4 protein-coding genes are annotated in these 3,535 nt (G+C 64.0%); 2 read left to right on the top strand and 2 right to left on the bottom strand.

Features of this window, described 5'->3' with window-relative positions:
• Positions 1–4: 4 nt before the first annotated feature.
• Together VJR68_RS09020 and VJR68_RS09015 are read right to left on the bottom strand one after the other, a co-directional pair.
• On the bottom strand, positions 5–547 hold the full coding sequence (locus VJR68_RS09020) for an HAD-IIIA family hydrolase (RefSeq protein ID WP_324147343.1): 543 nt from the start codon (positions 545–547) through the stop codon (positions 5–7).
• A 13-nt stretch (positions 548–560) separates the two neighbouring features.
• Positions 561–1,571 (bottom strand): KpsF/GutQ family sugar-phosphate isomerase, encoded by a 1,011-nt coding sequence (locus tag VJR68_RS09015; protein ID WP_324147342.1) that lies wholly within the window; start codon positions 1,569–1,571, stop codon positions 561–563.
• Between the two features lie 169 nt (positions 1,572–1,740).
• Between VJR68_RS09015 and VJR68_RS09010 the strand changes: the two genes are divergently transcribed.
• Both VJR68_RS09010 and murA read left to right on the top strand, forming a co-directional pair.
• Positions 1,741–1,980 carry a BolA family protein gene (locus tag VJR68_RS09010; protein ID WP_188792974.1) on the top strand — a complete coding sequence of 80 codons (240 nt, stop codon included), beginning with the start codon at positions 1,741–1,743 and terminating at the stop codon, positions 1,978–1,980.
• 40 nt (positions 1,981–2,020) lie between these two features.
• Positions 2,021–3,280 (top strand): UDP-N-acetylglucosamine 1-carboxyvinyltransferase, encoded by a 1,260-nt coding sequence (gene murA / locus VJR68_RS09005; RefSeq protein ID WP_324147341.1) that lies wholly within the window; start codon positions 2,021–2,023, stop codon positions 3,278–3,280.
• The last annotated feature ends 255 nt before the right edge of the window (positions 3,281–3,535 follow it).

Here is a 3,535-nt window from a genome sequence, read left to right as displayed (position 1 = left end):
AAGCTCACCGCCAGTGCTCCTGCTCTGCGATGCTTTTGCCCTGCGCATGCAGGATCAGGTCGCATACTTCGCGCACCGCGCCCAGGCCGCCGCCGAGGTTCGTGCGGTAATGCGCACGCTGCGCCACCCATGGGTGCGCGTTGGCAACCGCAACGGCGAGGCCGGCGAATTCCATCGCAGGCAGGTCGGGGAGATCATCGCCGATGAAGGCGGCTTCTTCGGGAGCGAGCCCCAAGGCTTCCACGATCTGGCGCAGGCATTCGCGCTTGTCGGATTGGCCCTGATACACGTGGGCGATATTGAGTTCTTCCGCACGCAAGGCCACCGGGTGGCTGATGCGCGCGCTGATGATCGCAACCTGCACGCCATGCGCCTGCAGGCGTTTCAGGCCAAGGCCGTCGTGCACGTGGAAGACCTTGGTTTCATGGCCGCTTTCGCTGTACCACAGGCGGCCATCGGTAAGCGTGCCATCCACGTCGAACGCGGCCAGGCGAATCCTGGCGGCGCGGGCGAGCACGTCGGCAGGCAGGTTGGACAAATAATCCATGCAGGGTTGTCTCTCAGACCACGCGGGCGCGCAGCAGGTCGTGAATGTTGAGGGCGCCCACCACGCGTTGCGTGTGATCGACCACCAGCAAAGCGTGAATCTGGTATTTCTCCATCAACTGCGCCGCTTCGATGGCCAGCTTGTCGGCGCCGATCACCTTCGGACCGCGCGTCATCAAGTCGCTGACGTGCGCATTGCGCAGATCCACGCCATCGTCGTCCAGCGCACGGCGCAAGTCGCCATCGGTGAATACGCCCAGCAAGCGCTGTTCGCTGTCGACGACGGCGGTCATGCCGAGGTGCTTGCGGGTCATTTCCATCAGGGCTTCGGTGATCGTGGCATCCGGAGAAATCATCGGGATGCCTGGGCCGGTGTGCATCACATCGCTGATGTGCAGCAGCAGACGGCGCCCCAGGCTGCCCGCCGGGTGGGAACGCGCGAAGTCCTCAGAGGTAAACCCGCGCGCTTCCAGGAGCGCGATGGCAAGTGCATCGCCCATCACCAGCGCGGCGGTGGTGCTGGCGGTGGGGGCCAGGCCCAATGGGCAGGCTTCGGCGGAGATGCCGGCATCCAGGTGCACGTCGGCCTGGCCGGCGAGGGAGGAATCCGGATTGCCGGTGATGGCGATCAACGGGATGCCCTGGCGCTTGATCACCGGCAGGATGAACAGGATTTCGTCGGTTTCGCCGGAATTGGACAGGGCCAGCACCACGTCTTGCGGCAGGATCATCCCCAGGTCGCCGTGGCTGGCTTCGCCCGGATGCACGAAGAACGCCGGTGTGCCGGTGGAGGCCAGGGTCGCGGCAATCTTGCGCCCCACGTGCCCGGACTTGCCCATGCCGGTGACCACCACGCGCCCCTTGCAGCCGAGGATCAGCCGGCAGGCGTCGACGAACGTCTGGTCGATGCGCGGCTCCAGCGCGCGGATGGCGGCGGCCTCGGTGGCGATGACCGTGCGCGCGCTGCGCACGACGGCGGCGGCGTCCACCCGGGTGGATTTGGGCTTGGCGATGGGTGCGTTCATGCGTCCTCGGCAGGGAGCTGGACAGGGTGGCGACACATGTGTCGTTTCTGCGACAGCGGATTTCCATTAACATGGCATATTCGCATTCTATCTTGATGCCTGTCGCCGATGGTTCCACCTCTACGGGTCGGCAACCGGCATTCAGGCTCTTTAAGTATTTGGAAAATCAATGGACGCAGCCAGCATCCAGGCAATGATCGAAACGGGCCTGCCCGGCGCCAAGGCAAGCGTGCAGGGGGACGATGGGGTGCACTTCGAGGCGGAAGTCGTGGCCGAGCAGTTCAAGGGCAAGCTGCCCTTGGCGCGGCACCGCCTGGTGTACGGCACCCTCGGCGACCTCATGGGAGGCGCCATTCACGCGCTCGCACTCAAGACTCTGACACCCGATGAAGCCGCTGCGCGCCGTTGACGCCGTCGCTGCTGGCGTCACTTATTTCAAGGATTCACCCATGGCAAAAATCCTGATCAGCGGCGGCGAGCCGCTACGCGGTGAAGTGGGCATTTCCGGCGCCAAGAACGCCGTGCTGCCGATCCTCGCTTCCTGCCTGCTGGCCGATGAGCCGGTCACGATCAGCAACGTGCCCCACCTGCACGACGTCACCACCACCATGGAACTGCTCGGCCAGATGGGCGTGCAGCTGGTGCTGGACGACCGCATGAAGATCCAGGTGGACCCGCGCTCCGCCGACCGCTACTTCGCGCCGTACGAGCTGGTGAAAACTATGCGCGCGTCGATTCTGGTACTGGGGCCGCTGGTGGCGCGCTTCGGCCAGGCGGAAGTATCGCTGCCCGGCGGCTGCCAGATCGGCTCGCGCCCGGTGGACCAGCACATCCGCGGCCTGCAGGCACTGGGTGCGGAGATCGACGTTGAGAACGGCTACATCAAGGCTCGCGCCAAGCGCTTGAAGGGCGCGCGCATCATGATGGACATGGTGACCGTCACTGGCACCGAGAACGTGATGATGGCGGCGGTACTCGCCGATGGCACCAGCGTTATCGAAAACGCGGCGCAGGAGCCGGAAGTGGTGGACCTGGCCAACTGCCTCAATGCGCTCGGCGCGCAGATCGAAGGCGCGGGCACGTCCACGCTGGTCATCCATGGTGTGGAACGCCTGCACGGTGGCCATTACGAAGTGCTGCCCGATCGCATCGAAACCGGTACCTTCCTGGTAGGCGCGGCGATGACCGGCGGCAAGATCCGTGCACGCAATGCACGCGCCAATACGCTGGATGCCGTGCTGGTGAAGCTGGAGGAAGCCGGGGCACATGTCTCCACCGGTCCGGACTGGATCGAGCTGGACATGCAAGGCCGTCGCCCGAAAGCCGTGAACATCACCACCGCGCCGTATCCCGCGTTTCCCACCGACATGCAGGCGCAGTTCACCGCGCTCAACTGCGTGGCGGATGGTGTTGGCGTGATTACCGAAACGGTGTTCGAAAACCGCTTCATGCACGCGCATGAATTGCAACGCCTGGGCGCGGACATTCGCCTGGAAGGCAATACCGCGATCATTCGCGGCGTGGACAAGATGAGCGGAGCGCCGATCATGGCGACCGATCTGCGCGCCTCAGCGTGCCTGGTGCTGGCGGGGCTGGTGGCGCAAGGCGATACCACGGTGGATCGCGTGTATCACATCGATCGTGGTTACGAGAACATCGAAGAGAAGCTCAGCACCCTGGGCGCGCGCATTCGCCGTCTGCCCACGTAATCCCTGCTCCCGTCATTCCGGCTTTCGCCCATTGCTGTCCGGGGAAAGTTTTGCTTGTTTAAGTGAAATGGCTAAAAAGCTCGTCGTCCCGGCGAAAGCCGGGATCCAGCGACTTACAGGTCGTCAAAGACACTGGGCCCCGGCGTTCGCCGGGGCGACGAATCGCTAGCTTTGAATTTGCTGGAAAAAAAGGGCTTCGGTTGAGTTGCAGATGTGCTTGTCTAGAGCGCAGCGAATTTCCCCGGACAGCAATGG

The sequence above is a fragment of the Dyella sp. genome (assembly GCF_035277725.1).
Classification (GTDB): domain Bacteria; phylum Pseudomonadota; class Gammaproteobacteria; order Xanthomonadales; family Rhodanobacteraceae; genus Dyella_B.
The sequence above is the reverse complement of the archived record's forward strand: the minus strand, read 5'-3'. Positions and strand labels throughout refer to the sequence as shown.